Origin of the sequence: Burkholderia crassaminum (assembly GCF_964265005.1) — a bacterium.
Classification (GTDB): domain Bacteria; phylum Pseudomonadota; class Gammaproteobacteria; order Burkholderiales; family Burkholderiaceae; genus Burkholderia.
In genome coordinates, this window is sequence record NZ_OZ183799.1 from 83,532 (window position 1) to 108,472 (window position 24,941).

General features: G+C 66.3%; 23 protein-coding genes. 16 read left to right on the forward strand and 7 right to left on the reverse strand.

The genetic code is table 11. The annotated features are described in order from the left end of the window. Positions 1-57 precede the first annotated feature (57 nt). Positions 58-1,371: a GTP-binding protein gene (locus tag ACPTTF_RS00350; protein ID WP_423369965.1), complete on the forward strand. Its 1,314-nt coding sequence runs from the start codon at positions 58-60 to the stop codon at positions 1,369-1,371. Between the two features lie 118 nt (positions 1,372-1,489). Here the strand turns inward: ACPTTF_RS00350 and ACPTTF_RS00355 are convergent, their stop codons facing one another. Continuing rightward, a complete protein-coding gene (locus ACPTTF_RS00355; RefSeq protein WP_006401505.1) occupies positions 1,490-1,768 on the reverse strand; it encodes an HU family DNA-binding protein in 279 nt (92 codons plus the stop codon). 388 nt (positions 1,769-2,156) lie between these two features. On the opposite strand from ACPTTF_RS00355, the gene mnmC reads away from it, so the two are divergent. The 7 genes from mnmC to ACPTTF_RS00390 all read left to right on the forward strand — a co-directional run bounded on the left by mnmC (position 2,157) and on the right by ACPTTF_RS00390 (position 11,045). Further along, positions 2,157-4,103, forward strand: a complete 1,947-nt coding sequence (gene mnmC, locus ACPTTF_RS00360) for a bifunctional tRNA (5-methylaminomethyl-2-thiouridine)(34)-methyltransferase MnmD/FAD-dependent 5-carboxymethylaminomethyl-2-thiouridine(34) oxidoreductase MnmC (RefSeq protein ID WP_423369966.1) — start codon at positions 2,157-2,159, stop codon at positions 4,101-4,103. Between the two features lie 672 nt (positions 4,104-4,775). Then, the gene (locus tag ACPTTF_RS00365) at positions 4,776-5,990 is read left to right on the forward strand and encodes a cation:proton antiporter (protein WP_166963941.1); all 1,215 of its coding nucleotides are present in this window, start codon (positions 4,776-4,778) and stop codon (positions 5,988-5,990) included. A 14-nt stretch (positions 5,991-6,004) separates the two neighbouring features. Beyond that, positions 6,005-7,120 (forward strand): YbdK family carboxylate-amine ligase, encoded by a 1,116-nt coding sequence (locus ACPTTF_RS00370; RefSeq protein WP_166963940.1) that lies wholly within the window; start codon positions 6,005-6,007, stop codon positions 7,118-7,120. A 508-nt stretch (positions 7,121-7,628) separates the two neighbouring features. Beyond that, a complete protein-coding gene (locus tag ACPTTF_RS00375; RefSeq protein WP_069746359.1) occupies positions 7,629-8,267 on the forward strand; it encodes a MarR family winged helix-turn-helix transcriptional regulator in 639 nt (212 codons plus the stop codon). A 28-nt stretch (positions 8,268-8,295) separates the two neighbouring features. After that, the gene (locus tag ACPTTF_RS00380; RefSeq protein ID WP_166963938.1) at positions 8,296-9,006 is read left to right on the forward strand and encodes a glutamine amidotransferase; all 711 of its coding nucleotides are present in this window, start codon (positions 8,296-8,298) and stop codon (positions 9,004-9,006) included. Between the two features lie 215 nt (positions 9,007-9,221). Further along, entirely contained in the window at positions 9,222-10,334 is a 1,113-nt protein-coding gene (locus ACPTTF_RS00385) for an NADH:flavin oxidoreductase/NADH oxidase (protein ID WP_423369967.1), read from the forward strand. A 180-nt stretch (positions 10,335-10,514) separates the two neighbouring features. Beyond that, positions 10,515-11,045, forward strand: coding sequence for an SET domain-containing protein (locus ACPTTF_RS00390; RefSeq protein WP_423369968.1), 531 nt, complete (start codon positions 10,515-10,517; stop codon positions 11,043-11,045). A gap of 127 nt (positions 11,046-11,172) precedes the next feature. Here ACPTTF_RS00390 and ACPTTF_RS00395 read toward each other — a convergent pair whose 3' ends face one another. Both ACPTTF_RS00395 and ACPTTF_RS00400 read right to left on the reverse strand, forming a co-directional pair. Continuing rightward, entirely contained in the window at positions 11,173-12,657 is a 1,485-nt protein-coding gene (locus tag ACPTTF_RS00395; protein WP_423369969.1) for a sensor histidine kinase, read from the reverse strand. A 119-nt stretch (positions 12,658-12,776) separates the two neighbouring features. Then, entirely contained in the window at positions 12,777-13,469 is a 693-nt protein-coding gene (locus ACPTTF_RS00400) for a response regulator (protein WP_006401494.1), read from the reverse strand. A gap of 122 nt (positions 13,470-13,591) precedes the next feature. Here ACPTTF_RS00400 and ACPTTF_RS00405 point away from each other — a divergent pair, with 122 nt between their 5' ends. Continuing rightward, on the forward strand, positions 13,592-13,822 hold the full coding sequence (locus ACPTTF_RS00405) for a DUF3717 domain-containing protein (RefSeq protein WP_166964047.1): 231 nt from the start codon (positions 13,592-13,594) through the stop codon (positions 13,820-13,822). 92 nt (positions 13,823-13,914) lie between these two features. Here ACPTTF_RS00405 and ACPTTF_RS00410 read toward each other — a convergent pair whose 3' ends face one another. Together ACPTTF_RS00410 and phhA are read right to left on the reverse strand one after the other, a co-directional pair. After that, positions 13,915-14,292 carry a 4a-hydroxytetrahydrobiopterin dehydratase gene (locus tag ACPTTF_RS00410; protein ID WP_279573960.1) on the reverse strand — a complete coding sequence of 126 codons (378 nt, stop codon included), beginning with the start codon at positions 14,290-14,292 and terminating at the stop codon, positions 13,915-13,917. Positions 14,293-14,353: 61 nt separating this feature from the next. Then, a complete protein-coding gene (gene phhA / locus ACPTTF_RS00415; RefSeq protein WP_423369970.1) occupies positions 14,354-15,247 on the reverse strand; it encodes a phenylalanine 4-monooxygenase in 894 nt (297 codons plus the stop codon). Between the two features lie 139 nt (positions 15,248-15,386). On the opposite strand from phhA, the gene ACPTTF_RS00420 reads away from it, so the two are divergent. Next, positions 15,387-15,872 carry an Lrp/AsnC family transcriptional regulator gene (locus ACPTTF_RS00420; RefSeq protein WP_060310246.1) on the forward strand — a complete coding sequence of 162 codons (486 nt, stop codon included), beginning with the start codon at positions 15,387-15,389 and terminating at the stop codon, positions 15,870-15,872. Between the two features lie 66 nt (positions 15,873-15,938). Here the strand turns inward: ACPTTF_RS00420 and ACPTTF_RS00425 are convergent, their stop codons facing one another. Next, the gene (locus ACPTTF_RS00425) at positions 15,939-16,472 is read right to left on the reverse strand and encodes a class IV adenylate cyclase (RefSeq protein ID WP_423369971.1); all 534 of its coding nucleotides are present in this window, start codon (positions 16,470-16,472) and stop codon (positions 15,939-15,941) included. Between the two features lie 219 nt (positions 16,473-16,691). Beyond that, positions 16,692-17,591 (reverse strand): LysR family transcriptional regulator, encoded by a 900-nt coding sequence (locus tag ACPTTF_RS00430; protein ID WP_166963924.1) that lies wholly within the window; start codon positions 17,589-17,591, stop codon positions 16,692-16,694. Positions 17,592-17,851: 260 nt separating this feature from the next. Between ACPTTF_RS00430 and ACPTTF_RS00435 the strand changes: the two genes are divergently transcribed. The 6 genes from ACPTTF_RS00435 to ACPTTF_RS00460 all read left to right on the forward strand — a co-directional run bounded on the left by ACPTTF_RS00435 (position 17,852) and on the right by ACPTTF_RS00460 (position 24,768). Next, on the forward strand, positions 17,852-19,537 hold the full coding sequence (locus tag ACPTTF_RS00435) for a GMC family oxidoreductase (protein WP_423369972.1): 1,686 nt from the start codon (positions 17,852-17,854) through the stop codon (positions 19,535-19,537). A gap of 435 nt (positions 19,538-19,972) precedes the next feature. Beyond that, complete coding sequence (locus ACPTTF_RS00440; RefSeq protein WP_021160426.1) at positions 19,973-20,752, forward strand: ABC transporter ATP-binding protein; 780 nt, start codon at positions 19,973-19,975, stop codon at positions 20,750-20,752. After that, the gene (locus ACPTTF_RS00445; RefSeq protein WP_166963919.1) at positions 20,749-21,504 is read left to right on the forward strand and encodes an ABC transporter ATP-binding protein; all 756 of its coding nucleotides are present in this window, start codon (positions 20,749-20,751) and stop codon (positions 21,502-21,504) included. Before ACPTTF_RS00440 ends, ACPTTF_RS00445 begins: the two co-directional genes overlap by 4 nt. Positions 21,505-21,580: 76 nt before the next feature. Continuing rightward, positions 21,581-22,780, forward strand: a complete 1,200-nt coding sequence (locus ACPTTF_RS00450) for an ABC transporter substrate-binding protein (RefSeq protein WP_166963917.1) — start codon at positions 21,581-21,583, stop codon at positions 22,778-22,780. A 129-nt stretch (positions 22,781-22,909) separates the two neighbouring features. Further along, the gene (locus tag ACPTTF_RS00455) at positions 22,910-23,794 is read left to right on the forward strand and encodes a branched-chain amino acid ABC transporter permease (protein ID WP_011350508.1); all 885 of its coding nucleotides are present in this window, start codon (positions 22,910-22,912) and stop codon (positions 23,792-23,794) included. Continuing rightward, positions 23,794-24,768: a branched-chain amino acid ABC transporter permease gene (locus ACPTTF_RS00460; protein ID WP_039351467.1), complete on the forward strand. Its 975-nt coding sequence runs from the start codon at positions 23,794-23,796 to the stop codon at positions 24,766-24,768. The genes ACPTTF_RS00455 and ACPTTF_RS00460 overlap by 1 nt, the downstream gene beginning before the upstream one ends. The last annotated feature ends 173 nt before the right edge of the window (positions 24,769-24,941 follow it).

Below are 24,941 nucleotides of genomic sequence, written 5' to 3' on the forward strand. Positions count from 1 at the left end.
CGCCCCGGAAGGGCGCCGCGGCCGCTTTCTCAATTTTTTCCGTTGGTGCATATCGCTATGAATCCGGCAATGAACCAGCCGTTGCCCGTCACCGTGCTGTCCGGCTTCCTCGGCGCCGGCAAGACCACGCTGCTCAACCATATCCTCGCGAACCGCGCGGGCCTGAAAGTCGCCGTGATCGTCAACGATCTCGCGGCGGTCAACATCGACGCCTCGCTCGTGCGTGACGCACAGGCGCTGTCGCACGTCGAGGAACGCCTCGTGGAAATGTCGAACGGCTGCATCTGCTGCACGCTGCGCGACGACCTGCTCGTCGAGATCCGCACGCTCGCGTCCGAAGGCCGCTTCGATGCAATCATGATCGAGTCGACCGGTATCGCGGAGCCGATGCCGATCGCCGAAACCTTCACGTTCGTCGACGACGACGGCACGTCGCTGTCGAAAATCGCGCGGCTCGACACGCTCGTCACCGTGGTCGACGCGTACAACTTCCTGCGCGACTACGGCTCGGACGACGCGCTCGCGACGCGCGGCATCGCCGCTTCGGAAGAGGACGACCGCACGCTCGTCGAGCTGCTGATCGAGCAGATCGAATTCTGCGACGTGCTGGTGATCAACAAGGCCGACCTCGTCGGCGCCGACGAACTCGCACGCCTGCAGCACATCCTCGCGCGACTCAACCCGCGCGCGCACCAGGTCGTGTCGACGTTCGGCAACGTGCCGCTCGACGAAGTGCTGAACACGGGCCGCTTCGATTTCGACGAAGCCGCGAACGCGCCGGGCTGGCTCGCCTCGCTCGATCACGATCACACGCATTGCGACGACCCGGACTGCCACGACGAACATCATGCGCACGTGCACGGTGAAGCCGACGAATTCGGAATCGGCAATTTTGTTTACCGCGCGCGCCGGCCGTTTCATCCGGCACGACTCTGGGCGCTGCTGCATCAGGAGTGGCCGGGCGTGCTGCGCAGCAAGGGCTTCTTCTGGCTCGCGACGCGCAACGACATCGCGGCCTCGCTGTCGCAGGCGGGCGGCGTATGCCGGCATGGCCCGGCGGGTCTCTGGTGGGCTGCGCAGGATCGCGCGGAATGGCCGGATGACGACGAACTGCTCGGTGAAATCCGCGCCGAATGGCACGGCGATCTCGACGATCGCGCAGTGGGCGATCGCCGGCAGGAACTCGTGCTGATCGGCATCGCGCTCGACGCGGATGCATGGCGCGCGAAGCTCGACGCGTGCCTGCTGACCGATGCGGAATTCGCGCTCGGCGCGGCGGGATGGCACGCGTTCGACGATCCGTTCCCGGCGTGGGATGTCGATTCGCACGACGACGACGATCACGGCGACACTCAGATCGTGCACGCGTAACGCGTTGTAAAAACAACCGTTAAATCTTGCAAGAGGGCGGCGGACTGTGGCGAAAATGCTGCGCGCGCCCAACAAAAAACCCGCCGAAAGGCGGGTTTTTCTTGGAACAGGCGCTGGTTTAACGCTTGTTGACGGCGTCCTTGAACGCCTTGCCAGCCGTGAACTTGACCGTCTTGGCTGCCGGGATCTTGATGGTCTCGCCGGTCTTCGGGTTGCGGCCCGTACGTGCTGCGCGCTTGCCCGAACCGAAGCTGCCGAAGCCGATCAGCTGAACCGCATCACCCTTCGACACGGCCTTCTTGATGACTTCGAGCAGCGTGTCCAGCGTTTCGCCGGTTTGAGCCTTGCTGGCGCCCGTTTGGGCGGCGACGGCGTCGATCAGTTCCTGTTTGTTCATTAAGGTTCCTTTATCAGGTTAGGTTGACACGAACAGCGCGAACGCGCCGATTATACGTGCGCGAACCGTGCCGTCGAGAGTCAGACTCCGACGACACAGCGCCGAATCCTGGCCCGCGCGACGCGCCCTCCGGCTTGCCGGTGGCCACCCCGCGGTACGGCGTTGCTATGATAGCGCAGCGCAAACCCAATAACGACAAGGGTTTCAAAGATTTTCATCGGTATTTCGCCGAATGAATCATCGACTGCCCGTTTTTTGACCAGCGCCAACCGGACAGGATACGCAGCGCGGTCCGCCCGTGCGCCGCCCCGTTGGCTTTTTCCAACGGCCGGACGGACGGCCCCGCGCAATCCCTTGCCAGGCTTGGCTGCCACGATTTTTGTTTCGCATGACCGACCGACTTGTTCCCGCCACGCTCGCGCTTCGCGCCGACGGCACACTCGTGTCGCCCGAGTTCGGCGATCTCCATCGCGGCGCGTCAGGCGCGCTTGCGCATCGCCGGTTCGTCACGGGCAACGGGCTGCCGGCGCGCTGGCAGGGCCGCCGTACGTTTACGATCGTCACGACGGAATTTGGCGCGGGCGGCAGCTTCCTCGCGGCCTGGGCCGCGTGGCGCGACGATCCCGCACGCTGCGAGCGGCTGCATTTTGTCGCAGTCGAACCGCATCCGTTCTCGCGCGACGACCTGCGCCGCGCAGCTTCACACATCGTTGCGGACACAACCATATCGGCGAACGTCGATGCACTTGTCGACGCATGGCCGATCCTCGTACCGGGCCTGCACCGGCTCGAATTCGATGAAGGGCGCGTGGTGCTCACGCTCGCGTTCGGCGACGCGATCGACATGCTGGGGAAGATCGTCGCGCGCGCCGACGCATTCTGTCTCGACGGCATCGCGTCATCGAGCGACGCGGATCACCGATCGACCGACGTGGTCCGCGCATTCTCGAAAATGGCCGGAGAACACGCGACGTTTGCAACGCATGCGAATTCCGATGTGTTGAAGCACGCACTCGGCAAAGCAGGTTTCACGTATCGCGAGGTCGACGATCTGCTCGTCGGCGAATATGCGCCGCGCTGGCGCGCGCGCCGGCACGAGCCGCCGCTCGCATTGCCCGTGGCGACACGCCGCGCGATCGTGATCGGCGCGGGCCTGGCGGGCTGCGCGGTCGTCGAACGCCTGGCCGCGCGCGGCTGGGAAGTCACGCTGATCGAGCGGCACGACCGGATCGCGAGCGAGGCGTCGGGCAATCCGGCCGGCGTATTCCATCCGCTGATGACACGCGACGACAACGTCGCGAGCCGGCTCACGCGCGGTGGCTTCCTGCACGCGATCGCACGCTGGCGCGCACTCGAACGCGCGGGCCATGCATTCGCGCGCAGCACGCACGGGATGATCCATCTCGCCGAATCGGCCGACGACTTCGCACGGATGCGCGATGCTTTCGACGCATTCGGCGCACCGTCCGACTATGTGTCGCTGCTCGACGCCGATGCCGCGCGCGCCCATCTGAACCTGCCGGTCGCGCAGGGCGGCCTGCTGTTTCCGCAGGGCGGCGCCGTCTGGCCAGCCGGCCTTTGCGCGGCCCAATGCGAGGCGGCCGGCGAGCGCGTGCGCTTGCTCGCCTCCACCGGCGTTGCACGACTCGAACGGCGGGGCGACGCATGGCATGCACTCGACGATGCGGGCGGCACGCTGGCCGAAGCGCCCGTCGTCGTGCTCGCGAACGCCGGCGACGCCGCGCGTCTCGCCGAGCTGCAGCATGTCGTGCTGCAACCGGTGCGCGGCCAGCTCACGTTGCTGCCGCCCGGCAGCACGGCACCGCTGCCATGCCCGGCGATCGGTGACGGTTACGCGGTACCGCTCGACGACGGCACGCTGCTGATCGGCGCGACGTTCGAACCCGACGACGTCGATCCCGCGATGCGCGCGGCCGGCCACCTCGAAAATCTCGAGCGCGTGCGACATCTGCTGCCGGGCCTGATTGGCGACCTGCCGGATCCCGACACACTGCGCGGCCGCGTCGCGTTCCGCTGGGTCGTCGGCGACCGTCTGCCGCTCATCGGCCCGCTCGCCGACGAAGCGGGAGCCGTCGCACATGCACGCGCGCTGAGCGGCGCGCAGGCGCGCGACCTGCCGCGCCTGCCCGGACTCTACGGCGCATTCGGCTTCGGTTCGCGCGGCCTCGTATGGGCTGCACTCGGCGCCGAACTGATCGCATCGCAACTCGAAGGCGAGCCGTGGCCGCTCGAACGCGAACTCGCCGATGCCGTCGACCCCGCACGCTTCCTGATCCGCGCATTGCGCGCGCGCCGCGTCAGTCAGCCCAGCTGACCGGTCGCCCGAACCGCTCACAGTTTCCCGACTTTTCCGCGCAAGGTTATCCACTCGACACTGTGGATAACCTTGCTGAATCCGCACGCACTTCGTGTGTAATCACAGTGGACGTAAACTGGGCAACTCGGCACAGCTGTGAGAAGGCCCCAAAGTTGCTCATCTCAAACTTCTGTGCACGAACAGCCTGTGCAACGGGTTATGGGCTCTCCAACACCTTGATCTGTCGACGTAAACCGAAGTTATCCACAGAACTGTGCGCCCTTTGTTAACTTCTACTACGTATATATACAGGTAAACCTTTGAAACCAAAGGCCTGCGGTGCCGCACAGCGCCGCGAGTCGAATCAATGGGTTCCGGAACGAAAAAGCTGTGGCACAATCGGTTTCCTTCGCGTTCATCCGGCCAGGCGCCGGACATGCTTCAATGGAACGGTCGGCACGATTTCGAATCTGAATCTTCGAGACTGCGCAGTCCGTTCACACACCAGGCCGACAATCCAGATCGGCAATCTGTGCGACGTTCCGCCGAGTGGCGGAACAGGCGGATCCCATGTCCTGCCGTCGTCGACCACAACAATCAAATTCGGGGCGACACCCAGCCGGCGCGCATCCATTTCTGACGTTTGACCCTGCGTCGCTGGCGGTTGCTTCCAAAGGAGAAGTCACCACGATGAAGTCGGCGTTCTCATTTCTGCCCAACTGGCCGCTTGCGCCGGATGCCGTGTTCTGGGCCGGGCTCGCGTTGTTCGCGGCCGGCCTGTGCGGCGAGCTGTGCTATCGCGCGTGGCGCCTGCCGCGCATTACCGGCTATGCGGTGATCGGTCTGATCGCCGGTTCGTTCGGTTTCGGCGTGATCGACGCGAGCACCGACGAAACCTCGCGCCTGCTGATCGACGTCGCGCTCGGCCTGCTGCTGTTCGAGCTCGGCAGCCGCCTCGACCTGCGCTGGATCCGGCGCAATCCGTGGCTCATCGCGTCGAGCCTTGCCGAAGCCACGCTGACGTTCGTGCTCGTGCTGTTCGTGATGCTCGCGCTCGGCGTGTCGGGAATGGTCGCGCTCGTACTGTCGGCGATCGCGATCGCGACGTCGCCGTCGATGGTGATCCAGCTCAAGACCGAATTGCGCGCGGAAGGGCAGGTGTCGCAGCGCCTCATCACGCTCACCGCGCTAAACAGCGTGTACGCGATCGTGCTGACCAAGCTCGTGACCAGCTGGCTCCACCAGGAAGCGTACGGCAACGTTTTTGCGACGATCCTGCAGCCGCTCTACCTGATCGCCGGCTCGTTCATCGTCGCGTACCTGGTTGCGCGTTCGTGCAATTTCCTGTTCCGCCACATGACGTCGACGATGCGCGACGAGCATTCGTTCGTCGCACTGTTCGGGCTCGTGATGCTTGCGATTGCGGTGGCACAGGCGCTGAAACTGTCGACGCTGCTCACGCTGCTGCTGGCCGGCATCATCGTGAAGAACCTCGAAGCGCGTCCGCAGCTGTGGCCCGAGCACTTCGGCACGGCCGGCTGGCTGCTGACGGTGGTCCTGTTCGTGCTGACGCTCACGTCGTTCACGTGGGGTGATCTCGCGCTCGGCGGGCTGCTCGCGATCGTGCTGATCGTCACGCGGCTCGTCGCGAAGCTGGCCGGCGTTGTCGCGTTCGCGAAGCCGAGCGGCATCGGGATGAAGCAGGGCGTCGCGCTCGGCATCGCGCTCACGCCGATGTCCGCGCTGTCGTACCTGCTCGTCGACGACACCTACCAGCTCTATCCGAATTTCGACCCGCACCTGCGCGCGATCGTGATGTGCACGATCGTAGTCCTGCAGCTCGTCAGCCCGTTCATCGTGTATCGCTGCCTGTCGGCGGTCGGTGAACGCAGCGACAGCAACTGATTCCGGAACCTGCCATGGCACTCGAAACCTTCGTCAATTCAGAGCCGTTCACGTTCGGTGTCGAACTGGAGATCCAGGTCGTCAACACGCACAACTACGACCTGACCAAAGCGGCATCCGACCTGATGCGCCTGATTCAGGGCGAGACCTTTCCGGGCAACATCACGCCGGAAATCACCGAAAGCATGATCGAGCTGTCGACCGGCATCTGCCATTCGCACGAGCAGGCGGTCAGCGAACTGCATGCGATTCGCGACGTGCTCGTGAAGGCGGCCGACCAGCTCAACGTCGGGCTCGCCGGCGGCGGCACGCACGCGTTCCAGCAATGGAGCGACCGGCAGATCTACGATGCGCCGCGTTTCCAGTACATCTCCGAGCTGTACGGTTATCTGGCCAAACAGTTCACCGTGTTCGGCCAGCACGTGCACATCGGCTGCCCGGACCCGGACAGCGCGCTATTCCTGCTGCACTCGATGTCGCGCTTCATTCCGCACTTCATCGCGCTGTCCGCGTCGTCGCCGTTCGTGCAGAACGTCGACACCGGCTTCCAGTCGGCACGCCTGAATTCGGTGTTCGCGTTCCCGCTGTCGGGCCGCGCGCCGTTCGTGCTGACCTGGGACAGCTTCGAGGAGTACTTCACGAAGATGGTGAACACCGGCGTCGTCAACTCGATGAAGGACTTTTACTGGGACATCCGCCCGAAGCCCGGCTTCGGGACGATCGAGGTGCGCGTGATGGACACGCCGCTGTCGGTCGACCGCGCGGCGGCGATCGCCTGCTACATCCAGACGCTTGCGCGCTACCTGCTGACCGACCGGCCGCTGAAGCTGTCGGAGGACGACTACCTCGTCTACACGTTCAACCGTTTCGAGGCATGCCGCTTCGGGCTCGAGGGCACCTGCGTGAATCCTCAGACGGGTGAGCGCCGCACGATCGCGGAAGACATCCTCGACACGCTCGACCGGATCGCGCCGCATGCGGCCGCGCTCGGCTCGCGCGCAGCGCTCGACGAAATCGGCGCACTGGCCAAGGCGCGCGTGAACGACGCATCGTGGTTGAGAACCGTTTTCAAACAGGAAAAATCGCTCAATGAGACGGTCCGCCAGCAGTGCTTACGTTGGCGCGAGTGAAAAAATGTTTTGCAGATTACGGGCTCGACCGAGTCGCGATTCACTGAACGACGGGCGGCGCCGATTGATGCCGAAATCGTTGCCGGTTGTCCTGAAAATCTGTGGATAACCCGATATTCCGCTGCAAAGTCAACGATCTGTGCGCGGGATAACCCGGTGGATCATTGTGGTCGGCCCGATGGCCGATCCGAACAGGAAAATGTCCGTGCGCCCCGTTGCGCGGGCATTCGGCATTGCAGGCACTACGAAAAATTTTGGTTATCCAGTGATTTTCCACAGAATGAAGGGGATAACTTAGCTGTGCGATTTTCCGCTCTCGCTTAGAATGTCGGCTTTGCGGACACCGGAACGACGCGTGTCTTACCGGTCGCCGCAAACGCGACCGCCGCGTGTGCCCTCGCGACGGCCGTGCTGACGCACTCGCAAGAGCGTGTCTGTTTTGAGATAGACATTCGATCTCCACACTACGGCTGCTCGGCAAACCGGGCGGCGGCAAAGCGAAAAGACTATGAGCGAAGGCGTTTACGGGAATCAGGCTTCGGGACGTGTGACCCACAGCCTGCTGCGGTTGAGTACGGCCATGCGAAGCGAGGCATGGGATTGGGCGGAAGGCGCTGGCCTCACGCCGACGCAGGGCGAGATTCTCGTGCTGCTGCTGCAGCGCAAGGGCCCGATGCGGCTCGGCGAGATCGCGCGCGAGACGCAGCTGACCGCGGCGACCACGAGCGATGCAGTCAGCACGCTCGAGACGAAGGGTCTCGTCGAGAAGCGCCGTGCGCTGGACGACGGTCGCGCACTGGCGGTGCGCCTGTCGGCCCGTGGCCGGACGGCCGCGAAGAAGGCGCTGCAATGGCCTGAATTCCTGACGAAAGCCGTCGGCAAGCTCGGCGCGGACGAGCAGGGCGCACTGTATCGCGCGCTGCTGAAGACGCTGCGCGAACTGCAGGTGGCTGGTGCGACGCCGCCGCAGCGCATGTGCGTGACGTGCGCCCACTTCCAGCCGGGCAAGCTGTCGAAGAAGACCGTGCATCACTGCGCGGCGCTCGACATCTCGATGTCGGACAGCGATCTGCGCCTCGACTGCTCGGTGCAGGAAGAAGCCGACGCGGCGACGCAGAAGAAGACCTGGAAGATTTTCGCAGGCTGACGTCCGTCGATCGACCGGGAGGCCGATGATGAACGCTGAGGTCGTGGCGATCCGCCACGTGCATTTCGAGGATCTCGGGAGCTTCGAGCAGGTGCTCGGCGAGCGGGGCCGGCGGGTGCGCTACGTCGACGTCGGGTCGTCGCGGGTCGAGGTGCTCGACGTACTCGAGCCGTCGCTCCTCGTCGTGCTCGGCGGGCCGCTCAGCGTGTACGACGATGCGCAGTATCCGACGATCGCGCCGCTCGCGGCGCTCGTGCGCAAGCGCATCGACGCCGGGTTGCCGATCCTCGGCATCTGCCTCGGCGCGCAGTTCATCGCCCGGGCGCTCGGTGCGCGCGTCTATCCGGCCGCGCAGCACGAACTCGGCTGGGCGCCGCTGACGCTCACCGATGCCGGCCGCGCATCGCCGCTGCGTCATCTCGATGGCGCGGCGACGTCGATGCTGCACTGGCACGGCGACACGTTTGACCTGCCGGGCGGCGCGATGCATCTCGCGTCGACACCGGCCTGCCGCCACCAGGCATTCGCGTGGGGCCAGCACGTGCTGGCGCTGCAATGCCATCCGGAAATCCGCACCGACCGTTTCGAACCGTGGCTGATCGCCAACGCCGGCGAAATCGCGGCGACGCCGGGCATCGACGCGCGCCAGTTGCGCGCCGATACCGCGCAGCACGGCCCCGCGCTCGAGGCGGCCGCGCGGCGCATGTTCGCGGAGTGGCTCGACAGCGTCGGGCTCTGAGCCCGCAAGCGGCGCCGCCGTTCGCCGCGAAGGTGTGGCCCGGCCCGCATCCGTTGCCGGCCGGCGCATCGCGGTATGTGCTGTGTTTGCCGCGTCGCCGGCAACTTGCCGCGGGCCGTACCTGACCATCCGCTTACTGCCGCGTGCACCGTCAGCACGCTCGCGGCCTGCGTGCTACGCTCGTTCGCTCTTTCCCTTCCTGGCGAGCGGCCTCCATGACTGCGCTGTTTTCCCCATTCACGCTGCGCGGCGTGACCCTTCCGAACCGGATCGTGATCTCCCCGATGTGCCAGTATTCGGCCGAACGCGGTGAAGCGACCGACTGGCATATGATTCACCTCGGCCATCTCGCGCTGTCGGGCGCGGGGCTGCTCTGCATCGAGGCGACCGCCGTGGAACCCGACGGGCGCATCACGCATGGCGACCTCGGCCTCTGGGACGACGCGACCGAAGCCGCGCTGAAGCCCGTGCTGGCCGCGATCCGCAAGCATTCGCCGATCCGTATCGCGATGCAGTTGGGGCATGCGGGGCGCAAGGCGTCGAGCGCCGTGCCGTGGGAGGGCGGCCAGCTGGTATCGGTCGCCGACGGCGGCTGGTTGCCGCACGGGCCGTCGGCCGTGCCGCACAAGGACGGCGAGACACCGCCGCTCGCACTCGATGCCGCGGGCCTGAACCGGATCCGCGAAGCGTTCGCGGCCTCGGCGAAGCGTGCCGCCCGGCTCGGCATCGATGCCATCGAGGTGCATGCGGCCCACGGCTACCTGCTGCACCAGTTCCTGTCGCCGCTCGCGAACCAGCGCACCGACGAATACGGCGGCTCGCGCGAAAACCGGATGCGTTTTCCGCTCGAGATCTTCGAGATCGTGCGCGCGGCGTTTCCGGAGGACCGGCCGGTCGGCGTGCGCGTGTCCGCGACCGACTGGGTCGAAGGCGGCTGGGAGCTCGACGATACGATCGCGTTCGCGCACGAACTGAAGCGCCGCGGTTGCGACTGGATCGACGTGTCGTCCGGCGGCGTGTCGCCGCTGCAGAAGATTCCGCTGTCGCCCGGCTACCAGGTGCCGTTCGCGCAGGCGGTGAAGCGCGCGGTCGGCATGGCGACGATCGCCGTCGGACTGATCGACGAGCCCGCGCACGCGAACCGGCTCATCGAGGCCGGCGATGCCGATTTGGTCGCGATGGCGCGCGCGATGCTGTATGACCCGCGCTGGCCGTGGCACGCGGCGGCCGAGCTCGGCGCGCAGGTGACGGCGCCGCCGCAATACTGGCGCTCGCAGCCGCGCGAACACAAGGCGTTGTTCGGCGACGTCGCATTCGGCCAGCGTTGAGCGCCGGGCGCGCAATATTGCGCGTGATGTTGAACGAAGCAATCGTGAACGTGTAGGATGCGGGTGATTCGCCGCATGCCCCGACGCGGCACCGACCGGTGCCGCGTTTTCGTTTTGCGCGACACCAGGCCGCGATCGCGGCCAGCCTCCATTCAAGTCGTCTTCACAAGGATTCGTTCGATGAGTTCACGCAGGATCGCGGTGCGCCGCTCGGGAGTACACGGCAAGGGCGTGTTCGCCGTGGCGCCGATCAAGGCCGGCGAACGCGTAGTGGAATACAAGGGCGAGCGAATTTCGTGGAAGGAAGCGCTGCGTCGCCATCCGCACGACCCGAGCGAACCGAACCATACGTTCTACTTCGCACTGGACGAGGGCGGGGTGATCGACGGCAAGATCGACGGCAACAGCGCGCGCTGGATCAACCACTCGTGCGCACCGAACTGCGAAGCCGAGGAAGTCAAAGGCCGCGTGTTCATCCACGCGCTGCGCGACATCGGGGCGGAAGAGGAGCTGTTCTACGACTATGGCCTCGTGATCGATGCGAAGCTGACGAAGACGCTCAAGCGCGAATATGCGTGCCATTGCGGCGCGTCGTCGTGCCGCGGCACGCTGCTCGCGACGTCCGACGACAGCGGAAAGAAGAAAAAGAAGAAGGACAAGAAGGACGGCAAGTCCGAGTCCGGGTCGAAGGACAAGAAAAGCAAGAAGTGACGCAGGCGGCGGCGCATCGCGCGCTGCCGCTGCCGTTTCAGCCGACGGCTGCCGCATCGCGCAGCCGGGCTTTGCACCTTCCCCCGCCGGCGCGCCGGCCCGGCCACGGCCGCTGGCCGCGAATCGCTCAGTGCGTCGACGCGGCGGCCGGGGTTTCGCTGGCCGGCTTCTCCGGGCGCGCAGTCAGCGGCACCCTCACCACGAAGCGCGAGCCGCCTTCCGATGCATCCTCGTACGACACGGTGCCGCCATGCATCGCGATGATGTCGTGCACGATCGCGAGGCCGAGCCCGGCGCCCGTCTCGACGCCGTTGCCGCTTTGCGCGTCGCCGCGGAAGAAGCGCTTGAACAGGTCGGCCTGCTGGTTGGCGGGCACGCCGGGGCCGTTGTCCTCGACGACGATCTCGGCGGCCGGCTGGCCGTCCTCGAGCGCGCCGCGTGCAACGTTCACGGTGATCCGCGCACCGTCCGGCCGCGCGAGCGGCACATACTTCAGCGCATTGTCGAGCAGGTTCGCGATCACCTCGCGCAGCAGCACGGGGTTGCCGCGCACGACCAGCTTCTCGTCTTCAACAGGATCGTCGGTACGCTGGAAGCCGAGGTCGACGTGCGACGCGAGCGCGCGCGGCACCCATTCGGCGCCTGTCTCGAACGCCATCGCCGCGAGATCGACGTCGACGAACCGCGCGGCCTGTTCACCCGGTTCCGCACGAGCGAGCGACAGTAACTGGTTCGACAGCCGTACCGCGCGGTCGGCGGCCGCGCGCAGCTCCCGCACCGCGGTGAAGGTCTGGTGCGGGTCGCGTGCAACCGCCGCTTGCTCCGCGTGCAGCTTCACGGCCGTGAGCGGCGTACGCAACTGGTGCGCGGCATCGGCAATGAACTTGCGCTGCGCGTCGAGCGCGGTCTTCAGGCGGCCGAGCAGGGCGTTCATCGCGCTCGTCAGCGGCCGGATTTCCAGCGGTACCTCGGTTTCGTCGACCGGTTCCAGCGACGTGTGGGTCTGCCGGTTCAGTGAATCGGCCAGATGCGTGAGCGGGCCGAGCTGCTGGTTGACCACGCGCCAGACGATGCCCCAGCCCGCGAGCAGCAGCAGCAGCAGCGGCATCATGATCGCCACGAGGAATTCGGCCGCGATCCGGTAGCGGTGCCGCACCGGCTGCGCAACCTCGACGACCATCGGCTTGCCGCCTTCGACATCGTCGACGCGCACCTGCGCGACGCGCACCGCGCGGTTGTCGTATTCGGCCTCGAACACGTACGCGTGATGCATGCGGCGCACGTTGATGCCCTGCAGCGGCAGCTTCGGATCGCCGGCGAGTTCTTGCTCACCGTCGCTGATCCGGTAGATCAGCGCCTCGGCGGGATCGGAGAACATCGCCTGCGCGAGCGGCGGCACCGTGAACGGCGCGTCGGGGCCGGCAATCTGGATCTGTTTGGAAATGGCGGTCGCGAGATCGGCGAGCGAGCGGTCGATCACGTGTTGCGTGTATTGCCACGCGAGCCAGTAGGCAATCAGACCGCTCATCAGCGCGAGCATCGACAGCGGGGCGGCGAGGCGCCGGAGCAGCGAGCGGCGCAGGCTGGTGGTCACGGCCGGATCAGGTGACATTTCGACGGGCAAATGGATAAGCGCCGCTCACGGGGAGCGGCGCGGTCGTACGCCGGGCGGCGATGCGGGCAGGGTGGGTGCGCCGGCGGCCCAGGCCGGCCGGCGCGCCGCACCGCGGCTCAGACGCTCGCCGTCTGGCGGATTTCCTGCAGCAGGTAGCCGAAGCCGCGCACGGTGACGATTTCGACTCGGCACTGCTCGAGTTTCTTGCGCACCCGGTGCACGTAGACTTCGATCGCGGTGTCGCCGAGATCGCCGCCGAAGTGCGTGAGGTGATCCTGCAGCTGGGCCTTGCTGACGACGCGGCCGTGACGCAGCAGCAGCATCTCGAGCACCGCGAATTCACGCGGCGACAGTTCGAGCGGCTTGTCGTCGTTGAAGATGCGGCGGTCGACGCCCGACAGGCGGACGCCGCCGAGCGACACTTCCGGGCGCGGCATGTCGCTGTGCGGGCCGCTGCGGCGCATCACCGCGCGGATGCGCGCTTCGAGCTCGGCCGGCTCGAACGGCTTGAGCATGTAGTCGTCGGCGCCCGAGTTCAGGCCCTGGATCCGGTCGTTCAGCTCGTCGCGTGCGGTCAGCACGATGACGGGCGTGTGGCGGTTGGTCTGGCGGAAGCGCGTGAGCAGCGTCATCCCGTCGATGCCCGGCAGGCCGAGGTCGAGGATCACGAGTTCGTGGCGGTTCTGTGCCAGCGCCTGTTCGGCAAAAATGCCGTCATGCACCATGTCGACGGTGAAGCCAGCCTGCTCGAGGCTGCTCTGGATACCGCGTGCGATGGGGCGGTCGTCTTCGATCAGAAGGAGTCGCATGAAGTTCGCTCAAGTACAATGGGTTGGCGGTTCAGGCACGCGGACAGCACGACGCCGTTTCCACAGGGGCGCCGCAACACCTGACATCAAGCATGGCGGCCAGCGAACGATTAAATCCAATCATGTCCGATATTTCGATCCACGACCTAGAAGCCGCGATCAATTTCTGGCGCGCCCGCTCGCCGTCGAGCGGCGACGAACTCAAACTCTGCGAAGAGGCCAGCGCGCTTTCCAAGCCGTATGCGCTGCTGATTGTACAGCGCCAAAGCGCGCTGCAACTGGAAGGTTTGGACCCCAAGGCACGGAATGCATACGAGACTTACGTGCGCCTTAAGGATGGCTTGGAAAGCTGAAGGCTTTCGCTCACTACATCCTAGAAAACGTTCATCGAAATGAAAAGTTGACGCGCCGCGCATCGAAAGACGCGCGGCGGTAGAGGAAGGCTTCAGGCGGCCGGTTTCGCGTGCGCGCCGGCACGGTCGATGAACAGCGCGAGTTCGATGTCGCGTTCGGTCAGGCCGTCGGCATCGTGGGTCGACAGCGTGATGTCGACGCGGTTGTACACGTTGAACCATTCCGGATGGTGGTTCATTTCCTGCGCCTTGATCGCGACGCGCGTCATGAAGCCGAACGCTTCGTTGAAATCAGCGAAGCGCAGGCTGCGCTGGATCGCGTCGCGGCCCGGTACGGCCGACCAGAGCGGCAGGCCTTCGAGCCGGGTCTTGCGTTCTTCTGATGTGAGCTTGTGGATCATCTTGCACCTCTCGTTCGGTAACGGCGCCCGCGCGCGGCTGCGCCGCGCGGCGCAGCCGGCACCGGTCATTGTTTCATAGTTGTGGGACAGCCATCCGGCGACCATCGGCGCGCCTTTGCGCGCTCGCGCGTCACGCGTCGGCGTCGTCGGACCAGCCTGCGCCGGTGCCGCGATGCAGCACGCGATCGGTATCGAGCACCGCGCCGGCCGCGAACTCGGGCAGTGCCGCCAGCCGGTCGGCCAGCGCGCGGCCGTCGACGTCGGCGAGCGCGAACAGTTGCGCGAAATCGTCGATCACGAAGTAGGTCTTCTGGAACGTGTCGATTCGGTACTTCGTGCGCATCACGCGCTCGAGGTCGAAGCCGAGCCGGTTCGGCGCCGCGCTTTCGAGGCTGTACAGGCTTTCGCCCTTGCTCGACACGATCCCGGCGCCGTAGATCGACAGCCCGTTCGTGTCGCGCGGATCGCGGATCAGCCCGAATTCCACCGTATACCAGTAGAGCCGCGCGAGGCGCGCCAGCGCCGCTTCGTCGTCGGCGACCGCGAGCGCGGTGCGGCCGTACGCCTGCATGTAGTCGGCGAATACCGGGTCGATCAGCAACGGCACGTGGCCGAACAGGTCGTGGAAGCAGTCGGGTTCCTGCAGGTAGTCGAGCTGGTCGGGGCGGCGCATCCACCAGGTGACCGGGAAGCGCCGGTTCGCGAGGTGCTCGAAGAATACGCGGTCGGGCACGAGGCCCGGCACCGCGACGATCTCCCAGCCCGTCGCCGGCTTCAACTGGCGGTTCACGTCGGCGAACGACGGCACGCGATCGGCCGGCAGGTCGATCTTCCCGAGCCCCGCGACGAACGCGTCGCATGCGCGCCCGCGCAGCAGCGCCGACTGACGTGCATAGAGCTGCTTCCACACCGCGTGGTCGACCTGGCCGTAACGCGCGAGCGGCTGGTCGATGGTGAAATCGGCGCGGGTTTCGAGGCCCGCATCGAACTGCTCCTGCAGTTTCGCGGTGACGACGGTGGACATGATCTGGCTCTGCACGTGGCGGTTGGGAACCATGCAAGTGTAGAGCGTGCTGCGCGCGGAATGGGCGCAATATTGGCGTTGATTCGCTTGATGATGCGATAATCGCGCATTAATTAAAGGATCAATGCGGAGAATGCTCATGGTGGAACTCGATCACTTCGATCTCGCGCTGCTGGACGTGCTGCAGCGCTTCGGCCGTGCGACGCATCAGCAACTCGGCGAGGAGGTGCCGCTGTCGCCGTCGCAGATCGGCCGACGGCTGCAGCGGCTCGAGGCGGCCGGCGTGATCGAAGGCTACCGCGTGATGCTCCGGCCCGAAAAGCTCGGGCTCGGCGTCACCGCGTTCACGAGCCTGAAGCTCAAGCACCATGGCGATTCGATCATCGAGCAGTTCCAGCAGCAGATCGACGTGCTGCCCGAAGTGCTCGAATGCCATGCGGTGGTGGGCGACGCGGACTACCTGCTGCGGATCGTCGCGCCCGACCTGAACGCGCTGTCGCAGTTCGTGATGAAGAAGCTGATGCGCGTGCCGGGCGTCGACAGCGTGCGCTCGAACATCGTGCTGACGACCTTCAAGCGCAACGGCGCGCTGCCGCTCGCGCACCTGGCGCCCGGCGCGGCATAACGCGGTGACAGGGCAGCGGCAGGGTTGACGGCGGCGCGGGTTGCGCCGCCGCGGCGCAGGGCCGGATCAGGCCGTTTCGTGCGGCGTGTCGGCGTTCAGCAGGTCGACGTACGCGACCGCGACAAGATCGTCCTGCGACACGCCGAGCTTCGCGAACACGTCGTGCGCTTCGGCTTCGCCGCCGGCTTCGTCGTCGTCGGGGCCGAGCACGACTTCCAGTTCGATGAAATCGCCGAGGCCGTCGACGCGGTCGAGATGGATGCGCGTGCGGCCCGCGAGGTACACGTGCCGTTCCTTCGTCACGATCCCGCGCGTGGTCAGCGCGGTGGCGAGCAGCGCGTGCATCGCGTCGGGGTTCGTCACCGGGCTGCGCGTGTAGTACGACGCCTTCGGGCCGTCGCGGTCGTCGCGCTGGTAGAAGATCAGTTCGGCCGGCGTGCCGTCCTCGAAGCGGCGCAGCTTCAGCCGGCCGCGCGGCACGTCATAGAAGAAATCCTGCTGGCGATAGAACAGCGGCGCTTCGGTCGCGAGCCTGGCCGCCTGTTCGCGCAGCTGGTCGAATTCGCGGGCGCGGGCTTTGATCTCGATGTTGCGGGCCATGCGGGTCTCCTTCAATCGGGGTCTCGCGGTGTGCGAACGCACAATCTAGCAAAAACGCGGAGACGGTGGCGTGACGGCAGGGGCGGGGTGCGGCGCGATGACGCGTGTCGTGCCCGGCAGCGGGATGCCCGACGCCCGACGCCCGACGCCCGCTGCCCGCTGCCCGCTGCCCGCTGCCCAACGCCCAACGCCCGGCATGCGCACCTTCATCAGTACCGCTCATATCGCCCACTGGGATTCGATCAGCCGCAGCGCGGCCGCGATCGCCGGTTCGTCGCGCCGTTCGGCGAGCGTCACGAAGGTGAGCTCGGTCGGCACCGTCACGCGCTCGACGATCGTCAGCGCATGCGCGTGTGCCTCGGCCAGCGCGGTCGAGTCGCGCGCGAGTGTCAATCCGATGCCCGATTTGACGAGATCGAGCATCGACTGCTCCTGGTCGACCTCGGCAACCTTGAGCGGCTGCGCGCCGGCGTCGGCGAAGCGCCGCGACAGCAGCCGGTGGTGCGCGGACGCCGGCGGCGTCCAGATCCACGGCAGCGTGGCAAGCGAGCGCCAGTCGTGTGCGCGCTGCACGCGCTCCTTCCAGCCGGCCGGTGCGAGCACGCGGTACTGGAAATGCGTGAGCGTGACGGTGTGGAACAGCGCGCCGTCGAGCGGATCGTCCTCGCCCGGCCGGCCGATGTAGTAGCCGACGTCGAGCGCCTGCGTGCGCACCTGTTCGATGACCCAACCCGACATCCCGTGCCGCAGTGCCGTCTCGATCTGCGGGTGGGTTTCGACGAGTGCGCGCAGGAAGCCGCCGAGCCGCAGGAAGCCCGGATCGAGGATCGTGCCGATCCGCAGCCGGCCGCGCACCTCGTGCCGCAGCGCAGCAGCAGCGCGCTGCACGTCGGCGGCCGCGGCGAGCGCACGTTCCGCATGCGGCAGCAGGGTCTGGCCATCGCGCGTGAGCGCGAGCCCGCGCGACGTGCGCGTGAACAGCGTGACGCCGAGCGTTTCCTGCAGATGCTTGATCTGCAGGCTGACGGCCGGCTGCGTCAGGTGCAGCTGTGCGGCGGCGCGCGTCAGGTTGCCTTCGCGCGCGACCGTCGCGAACGCGCGGAGCAGGGTGAGATCCATCGTCGTGATATGAGCGCAGCTTATAACGCAGTTCAGCATAACTCATTGGATCGGCGGTCGGAGGCGGGAGTACGCTTCACCGGTCGCGTCGTGCGGGGCGGTCCGGATAAGGTCCGCGCGCGAAGGGCGCGACGCACTATGCTGGAAATGACACACGGCATCGCGCCGTGTGGCGAACAACAAGCGCTTTGAATGGGGCCGGCGCAAGCACGGAAGCGTCAGCGTCGGTCGACCGCGAAGCACGGGACCGGAGACACACAGTGAATACTCAACGCACGCTAGAAGGCGAATTTGACTACGTGATCGTCGGCGCGGGCACTGCGGGCTGCGTGCTCGCGAACCGCCTGACCGAAGATCCCGACATCCACGTGCTACTGCTCGAAGCGGGCGGCAAGGACGACTATCACTGGATCCACATCCCGGTCGGCTATCTGTATTGCATCGGCAACCCGCGCACCGACTGGCTGTACAAGACGCAACCCGAAGCGGCGCTCAACGGCCGGGCGCTGTCGTATCCGCGCGGCCGCGTGCTCGGCGGCTGCTCGTCGATCAACGGGATGATCTACATGCGCGGCCAGCGCGAGGATTACGACAGCTGGGCCCAGGAAACCGGCGACGCCGGCTGGTCGTGGGACAGCGTGCTGCCGATCTTCAAGCGCAGCGAGGATCACCACGCGGGCGAGAGCGACGCGCACGGCGCGGGCGGCTACTGGCGCGTCGAGAAGCAGCGGCTGCGCTGGGAGATCCTCGAATCGTTCGCGCACGCCGCGCAGCAGACGGGCATCCCGGCAACCGACGATTTCAACCGCGGCGACAATTCCGGGGTCGGCTATTTCGAAGTGAACCAGAAACGCGGCGTGCGCTGGAATACGTCGAAGGCGTTCCTGCGGCCGGCGATGGCGCGCCCGAACCTGACCGTGATCACCGGCGCGCACGCGCAGCGCGTGATTTTCGACGGGCGGCGCGCGGTCGGCGTCGAATATCACGGCGGCGGCACCGATTACGTTGCACGGGCGCGCTCGGAGGTGCTGCTGACCTCCGGCGCCGTGAATTCGCCGCAGCTGCTCGAACTGTCGGGCGTCGGCGATGGCCGGCGGCTGCAGGCGCTCGGCATCGACGTCGTGCAGGATCTGCCGGGCGTCGGCGAAAACCTGCAGGATCACCTGCAATTGCGGATGGCGTTTCGCGTCGAAGGCGTGCGCACGCTCAACACGCTGTCCGCGCACTGGTGGGGCAAGCTGATGATCGGCGCCGAATATGCGTTGCTGCAGCGCGGGCCGATGTCGATGGCGCCGTCGCAGCTCGGCGCGTTCGCGAAATCCGATCCCGACGATCCGGCACTCACGCGCCCCGATCTCGAATATCACGTGCAGCCGTTGTCGCTCGAACGCTTCGGCGAGCCGCTGCACAGCTTCAACGCGTTTACGGCGTCCGTGTGCCATCTGCGGCCGACGTCGCGCGGCAGCGTGCATATCGCGAGTGCCGATCCGGGTGTCGCGCCCGCGATCGCGCCGAACTATCTGTCGACCGACCACGATCGCCATGTCGCCGCGAACGCGCTGCGCCTCACGCGCCGGATCGCGTCCGCGCCGGCGCTCGCACGCTATCGTCCCGAGGAAATCTTGCCGGGCGTGCAGTACCGGAGCGAAGCGGAGCTGATCGAGGCGGCCGGCGCCGTCGGCACGACGATCTTCCATCCGGTCGGCACCTGCCGGATGGGGCGAGCCGACGACGAACGCGCGGTGGTCGACAGCCGGCTGCGCGTACGCGGCATCGCCGGGCTGCGGATCGTCGATGCGTCGGTGATGCCGTTCATTACCTCGGGCAATACCAATTCGCCGACGCTGATGATCGCCGAGCGCGCGAGCGACATGATCCGTGCCGATCGCCGCGCGGCGCGCGAAGCGACGCCGGTGCGAACGGAGGCCGCGGCGACGGCCGCGTGACGGAACGCTGACACGCCCGACAGCGGGCCGTCATGATGACGCCCGCTGATTCGCTATGCGAAACAAGCTGCCGTTGCCGCCCCCGTGCTACCGGCAAGATCCATGCAAGCCGTGCAGCCGCACGGCTTTTTTGTTGCGCGCTTGCCGGGCCGTGCGCAGAGGCAACGGACGATGATGCACGTGTCAAAAAAACATGGCGAAAAACCGTGCACACCCGCGCGCGAGATGGCGGCCAGCCCTATAAGTGCAAATCCCGATGATTGCACTGCACCAACGGCGAGACAATGTGGCGCAGTGTGCATACGCGTCGGCGCGGGAGACCACCCTCGAGGCGTAACACGGCGCCCGGGGCAGCCTGCTCACCCGCTGACCTGTTTCGCGGCCGCTTCTCGCGAATCTTCCCGGTGCTTCGCCTGACTTCGTACGGAAGGGAACATGATTCTCGGCGACACGATTCTGGAAACACGCGGACTGACCAAGGAATTCAGGGGTTTCACGGCCGTCAACGGCGTGAACCTGCGTGTGCGTCGCGGTGCGATCCATGCGTTGATCGGACCGAACGGCGCGGGCAAGACGACCTGCTTCAACCTCCTCACCAAATTCCTGACGCCGACGGCCGGCCAGATCGTCTTCAACGGGATCGACATCACCGACGAGCGGCCCGCGCAGGTTGCGCGGCGCGGCATCATCCGCTCGTTCCAGATCTCGGCCGTCTTTCCGCACCTGACCGCGCTGCAGAACGTGCGCATCGGCCTGCAGCGCGCGCTCGGCACGGAATTCCATTTCTGGCGCAGCGAACGCACGCTGAAGCGGCTCGACGACCGTGCGATGGATCTGCTCACGCAGGTCGGCCTCACCGATTTCGCGCAGGTGCCGACCGTCGAACTGGCATACGGCCGCAAGCGCGCGCTGGAGATCGCGACCACGCTCGCGATGGAGCCCGAACTGATGCTGCTCGACGAGCCCACGCAAGGGATGGGCCACGAGGACGTCGATCGCGTGACCGCGCTGATCAAGAAGGTTGCGAGCGGCCGCACGATCCTGATGGTCGAGCACAACATGAACGTGATCGCGGGCATCTCCGACACGATCACCGTCCTGCAGCGCGGCGAGGTGCTGGCCGAAGGCTCGTATGCGGAAGTGTCGAAGAATCCGCTCGTCATCGAGGCCTACATGGGCAGCGCCGACGCGGCGCTCGCGGGGGCGCACGCATGAAGCACAGCGAACGGGAGGAACGCGAATTGAGCGGCGTCGAGAGCGGTACGCCCGCGCTGGAGATCACGGGCCTGGAGGCCTGGTACGGGGAATCCCACATATTGCACGGCGTCGACCTGACGGTGCATCGCGGCGAGGTCGTCACGCTGCTCGGCCGCAACGGCGCGGGCCGCACGACGACGCTGCGCGCGATCATGGGCCTCACGGGCCGCCGCAGCGGGTCGATCAAGGTTGCGGGCAACGAGACGATCGGCCTCGCGACGCACCGCATCGCGCATTTCGGTGTCGGCTACTGCCCGGAGGAGCGCGGGATCTTCTCGAGCCTGTCGTGCGAGGAGAACCTGATGCTGCCGCCGCCGATCGGGCCACGCGATCACGCGATGTCGATCGACGAGATCTACGCGATGTTCCCGAATCTCGCGTCCCGCCGGCAGAGCCAGGGCACCCGGCTGTCCGGCGGCGAGCAGCAGATGCTCGCGGTCGCGCGGATCCTGCGCACCGGCGCGAACCTGCTGCTGCTCGACGAGATTTCCGAAGGTCTCGCGCCGGTGATCGTGCAGGCGCTGGCGCGGATGATCGTCGCGCTGAAGGCGCGCGGCTACACGATCGTGATGGTCGAACAGAATTTCCGCTTCGCGGCACCGCTCGCCGACCGGTTCTACGTGATGGAGCACGGCAGCATCGTCGAACATTTCCAGGCGGCCGAACTGGAGAGCAAGATGCCGACCCTGCACGACCTGCTCGGGGTGTGACGCCGCTCCGTCTCTCTTGCCGCTAGCCGTGGCGGCCTCGAATAACCACAACGCATCAGAACAACAGGAGACGTCCATGAAAATGAAGACCCTCGCACACGCCTGTCTCGCGCTCGCGAGCGCCGCGTTCACCGCCGGCGCCGCGCAAGCCGCGGATACCGTGAAGATCGGCTTCATCACCGACATGTCGGGGCTTTACGCGGATATCGACGGGCAGGGCGGCCTCGAGGCGATCCGCATGGCGGTCGCCGATTTCGGCGGCAAGGTGCTCGGCAAGCCGATCGAGGTCGTCTATGCCGATCACCAGAACAAGGCCGACATCGCCGCGTCGAAGGCGCGCGAATGGATGGACCGCGGCGGGCTCGACCTGCTGGTCGGCGGCACGAACTCCGCCACCGCGCTGTCGATGAACCAGGTCGCGGGCGAGAAGAAGAAGGTCTACATCAACATCGGCGCAGGCGCCGACACGCTGACGAACGAACAGTGCACGCCGTACACGGTCCACTACGCGTACGACACGATGGCGCTCGCGAAGGGCACCGGTTCGGCGGTGGTGAAGCAGGGCGGCAAGTCGTGGTTCTTCCTGACCGCCGACTACGCGTTCGGCAAGGCGCTCGAGAAGAACACGTCGGATGTCGTGAAGGCGAACGGCGGCCAGGTGCTCGGCACGGTGCGTCACCCGCTGTCCGCGTCGGATTTCTCGTCGTTCCTGCTGCAGGCGCAGGCGTCGAAGGCGCAGATCCTCGGCCTCGCGAACGCGGGCGGCGACACGATCAACGCGATCAAGGCCGCGAAGGAGTTCGGCATCACGAAGACGATGAAGCTCGCCGCGCTGCTGATGTTCATCGACGACGTGCACAGCCTCGGCCTCGAGACGACGCAGGGCCTCGTGCTGACCGACAGCTGGTACTGGAACCGCGATGCCGCGTCGCGCCAGTGGGCGCAGCGCTACTTCGGCAAGATGAAGAAGATGCCGTCGAGCCTGCAGGCGGCCGACTACTCGTCGGTGACGACTTACCTGAAGGCCGTCCAGGCTGCCGGTACGACCGACTCCGACAAGGTGATGGCCGAGCTGAAGAAGATCAAGATCAACGACTTCTACGCGAAGGGCTACATCCGTACGGACGGCAGCATGATCCACGACATGTACCTGATGGAAGTGAAGAAGCCGTCGGAATCGAAGGAGCCGTGGGACTACTACAAGGTGCTCGCGACGATTCCGGGCGAACAGGCGTTCGGGACCAAGCAGGAAACGCGCTGCGCGCTTTGGAAGTAAGCGCGGCGTAGCGGCGCGCGCAGGCGCGCCGCACGGTGGCGACCGCAGCGATGTGCCCCGCTGCGCCGCCCGCGTGCGCGTCCCACGAAAGTTGCGCACGCAACGAAACTCATACTGACGGCTAAGTCGATGGAAATCTTTGGCATTCCGTTACCGGCGATGCTGAGCCAGTTGCTGCTCGGGCTCGTCAACGGCTCGTTCTACGCGATCCTGAGCCTCGGGCTCGCGGTGATCTTCGGGCTGCTCAACGTGATCAACTTCGCGCACGGCGCGCTGTTCATGCTGGGCGCGATGCTCGCGTGGATGGGCCTGTCGTACTTCGGGCTGCCGTACTGGGCGATGCTCGTGATCGCGCCGCTGGTGGTCGGCGCGTTCGGGATCCTGATCGAACGCTCGATGCTGCGCTGGCTGTACAAGCTCGATCACCTGTACGGGCTGCTGCTCACGTTCGGGCTCACGCTGGTCGTCGAAGGCGTGTTCCGGTCGATCTACGGCTCGTCCGGCCAGCCGTACGACGTGCCGTCGCAGCTGTCCGGCGCCACCAACCTCGGTTTCATGTTCCTGCCGAACTACCGCGCATGGGTGGTCGTCGCGTCGCTCGCGGTGTGTCTCGCGACGTGGTTCGTGATCGAGAAGACGCGCCTCGGCGCCTACCTGCGCGCGGGCACCGAGAACCCGAAGCTCGTCGAGGCATTCGGCGTGAACGTGCCGATGATGATCACGCTCACCTACGGCTTCGGCGTCGCGCTCGCCGCGTTCGCGGGTGTGCTGGCCGCGCCGGTAATCCAGGTGTCGCCGCTGATGGGCCAGCCGATGATCATCACCGTGTTCGCGGTGGTCGTGATCGGCGGGATGGGCTCGATCCTCGGCTCGATCGTCACGGGCCTGCTGCTCGGCGTGATCGAGGGCTTCACGCGCGTGTTCTACCCCGAAGCGTCGGCCACCGTCGTGTTCGTGATCATGGCGATCGTGCTGCTGTTCCGCCCGGCGGGCCTCTTCGGCAAGGAAAAATGATGCAGAGAAAAGTGCTCTACGGCGTGCTGCTCGCCGCACTGCTTGCCGCGCCGTTCATCGGCGCGTATCCGGTGTTCGTGATGAAGGTGCTCACGTTCGCGCTGTTCGCGGCCGCGTTCAACCTGCTGATCGGCTATACGGGGCTGCTGTCGTTCGGCCATGCGATGTTTCTCGCGACCGCCGGCTATGCGACCGGTTATTCGATGCAGACGCTCGGCTTCACGCCGGAGCTCGGGGTGCTCGTCGGTACCGTTGCCGCGACGCTGCTCGGGCTCGTCGTCGGGCTGTTCGCGATCCGCCGGCAGGGCATCTACTTCGCGATGATCACGCTCGCGTTCGCGCAGATGGTCTACTTCATCTACCTGCAGGCGCCGTTCACGCACGGCGAGGACGGGCTGCAGGGCGTGCCGCGCGGCCACCTGTTCGGGCTGCTCGACCTGTCGAACGACGTCGCGCTGTACTACGTCGTGCTGGCGGTGGTGGTCGCCGCGTGCGCGTTCATCGTGCGGGTCGTTCATTCGCCGTTCGGCCAGGTGCTCGTCGCGATCAAGGAGAACGAAGCGCGCGCGATCTCGCTCGGCTACGACACCGACCGCTTCAAGCTGCTCGCGTTCATCCTGTCGGCGGGCATCGCGGGGCTGGCCGGCTCGCTGAAGGTGCTCGTGCTCGGCTTCGAGACGCTGTCGGACGCGTACTGGACGATGTCGGGCCTCGTCGTGCTGATGACGCTCGTCGGCGGGATGGGCACGCTGTTCGGGCCGCTGCTGGGCGCGGCGCTGATCGTCGCGCTGGAGGACCGGCTCGGCGACATCGGCGAATGGCTCGCATCGACGACGGGCGTCGCGTGGTTCCATTCGCTCGGCGAATCGGCGACGATCGTCACGGGGCTGATCTTCATCGCGTGCGTGCTCGCATTCCGGCGCGGCATCGTCGGCGAAATGGTCGCGCGGATCAAGCCGCTCAGGGCGTCCTGAATGCGTGCGGCGCGCGTCACCCGGCGTTGATGCGAAGCACCATCCGGCATGCTCCGGAAGCGCGTCGCAGCGGGCTCGGGCCGGCACCGCGCGGCTGGCTGCTGCCCCATTTTCGTGCGGCGATGCACCATAGGGGTAAATGCTAAGTTGTCGCAGTGTGAAAGGTAATTTAA

What these genes read in the sequence shown, in the direction of transcription:
- ACPTTF_RS00460 (WP_039351467.1), top strand. Translation starts at nt 23,794, where the DNA reads ATGCAGAGAAAAGTGCTCTACGGCGTGCTGCTCGCCGCACTGCTTGCC.
- ACPTTF_RS00350 (WP_423369965.1), top strand. Translation starts at nt 58, where the DNA reads ATGAATCCGGCAATGAACCAGCCGTTGCCCGTCACCGTGCTGTCCGGC.
- ACPTTF_RS00425 (WP_423369971.1), bottom strand. Translation starts at nt 16,472, where the DNA reads ATGGCCCGCAACATCGAGATCAAAGCCCGCGCCCGCGAATTCGACCAG.
- ACPTTF_RS00420 (WP_060310246.1), top strand. Translation starts at nt 15,387, where the DNA reads ATGGTGGAACTCGATCACTTCGATCTCGCGCTGCTGGACGTGCTGCAG.
- phhA (WP_423369970.1), bottom strand. Translation starts at nt 15,247, where the DNA reads ATGTCCACCGTCGTCACCGCGAAACTGCAGGAGCAGTTCGATGCGGGC.
- ACPTTF_RS00370 (WP_166963940.1), top strand. Translation starts at nt 6,005, where the DNA reads ATGGCACTCGAAACCTTCGTCAATTCAGAGCCGTTCACGTTCGGTGTC.
- ACPTTF_RS00365 (WP_166963941.1), top strand. Translation starts at nt 4,776, where the DNA reads ATGAAGTCGGCGTTCTCATTTCTGCCCAACTGGCCGCTTGCGCCGGAT.
- ACPTTF_RS00455 (WP_011350508.1), top strand. Translation starts at nt 22,910, where the DNA reads ATGGAAATCTTTGGCATTCCGTTACCGGCGATGCTGAGCCAGTTGCTG.
- ACPTTF_RS00440 (WP_021160426.1), top strand. Translation starts at nt 19,973, where the DNA reads ATGATTCTCGGCGACACGATTCTGGAAACACGCGGACTGACCAAGGAA.
- ACPTTF_RS00445 (WP_166963919.1), top strand. Translation starts at nt 20,749, where the DNA reads ATGAAGCACAGCGAACGGGAGGAACGCGAATTGAGCGGCGTCGAGAGC.
- ACPTTF_RS00390 (WP_423369968.1), top strand. Translation starts at nt 10,515, where the DNA reads ATGAGTTCACGCAGGATCGCGGTGCGCCGCTCGGGAGTACACGGCAAG.
- ACPTTF_RS00410 (WP_279573960.1), bottom strand. Translation starts at nt 14,292, where the DNA reads ATGACCGGTGCCGGCTGCGCCGCGCGGCGCAGCCGCGCGCGGGCGCCG.
- ACPTTF_RS00375 (WP_069746359.1), top strand. Translation starts at nt 7,629, where the DNA reads ATGAGCGAAGGCGTTTACGGGAATCAGGCTTCGGGACGTGTGACCCAC.
- ACPTTF_RS00405 (WP_166964047.1), top strand. Translation starts at nt 13,592, where the DNA reads ATGTCCGATATTTCGATCCACGACCTAGAAGCCGCGATCAATTTCTGG.
- ACPTTF_RS00400 (WP_006401494.1), bottom strand. Translation starts at nt 13,469, where the DNA reads ATGCGACTCCTTCTGATCGAAGACGACCGCCCCATCGCACGCGGTATC.
- ACPTTF_RS00355 (WP_006401505.1), bottom strand. Translation starts at nt 1,768, where the DNA reads ATGAACAAACAGGAACTGATCGACGCCGTCGCCGCCCAAACGGGCGCC.
- ACPTTF_RS00395 (WP_423369969.1), bottom strand. Translation starts at nt 12,657, where the DNA reads ATGTCACCTGATCCGGCCGTGACCACCAGCCTGCGCCGCTCGCTGCTC.
- ACPTTF_RS00450 (WP_166963917.1), top strand. Translation starts at nt 21,581, where the DNA reads ATGAAAATGAAGACCCTCGCACACGCCTGTCTCGCGCTCGCGAGCGCC.
- ACPTTF_RS00430 (WP_166963924.1), bottom strand. Translation starts at nt 17,591, where the DNA reads ATGGATCTCACCCTGCTCCGCGCGTTCGCGACGGTCGCGCGCGAAGGC.
- ACPTTF_RS00385 (WP_423369967.1), top strand. Translation starts at nt 9,222, where the DNA reads ATGACTGCGCTGTTTTCCCCATTCACGCTGCGCGGCGTGACCCTTCCG.
- ACPTTF_RS00380 (WP_166963938.1), top strand. Translation starts at nt 8,296, where the DNA reads ATGAACGCTGAGGTCGTGGCGATCCGCCACGTGCATTTCGAGGATCTC.
- mnmC (WP_423369966.1), top strand. Translation starts at nt 2,157, where the DNA reads ATGACCGACCGACTTGTTCCCGCCACGCTCGCGCTTCGCGCCGACGGC.